Origin of the sequence: Mesorhizobium sp. M4B.F.Ca.ET.214.01.1.1 (assembly GCF_004791545.1) — a bacterium.
In the GTDB taxonomy this organism is placed as follows: domain Bacteria; phylum Pseudomonadota; class Alphaproteobacteria; order Rhizobiales; family Rhizobiaceae; genus Mesorhizobium; species Mesorhizobium abyssinicae.
Genome location: NZ_SRUX01000144.1, coordinates 1 through 355, shown reverse-complemented (window position 1 = coordinate 355; position 355 = coordinate 1). Strand labels below are relative to the sequence as shown.

Sequence of the window (355 nt, the reverse complement as noted above, 5' to 3'; positions counted from 1 at the left end):
CGAGAGTCCATCCGCTGAAGGCAGCCGGGCAGAGCCTCAGCCAGATCGCTGCTACCCTCACACGACAAGCGGACGCAGGACCGGCCTGCGCCCCGGCCGAAGCACTGCCCGGCCTATTTATTTGGAAACAGTAGTGTAATACCCGTGCGTAAGCCGAAACCATCTGGCCCATTGTCGGGGCTTTCCGCCCAGTAGCGCACACCGGCGAACAGGCTGATCGGCTGCTTGTCCATCACCACCAGCTTCGAGACTTGGAAGTTGATCGGGACCGACCATTGCTGCGCCTCCCAATTGTAGGTGCTCTCGGTGTTCAAGCTGAACGTCCAAGCGTCCTTCGTCGTGTAGGAGACGAAAG

1 pseudogene is annotated in these 355 nt (G+C 60.0%); it reads right to left on the bottom strand.

Features of this window, described 5'->3' with window-relative positions:
- Positions 1 to 113: 113 nt before the first annotated feature.
- Positions 114 to 355 (bottom strand): annotated as a pseudogene (locus EN857_RS33665) (transporter); the annotation flags it as partial.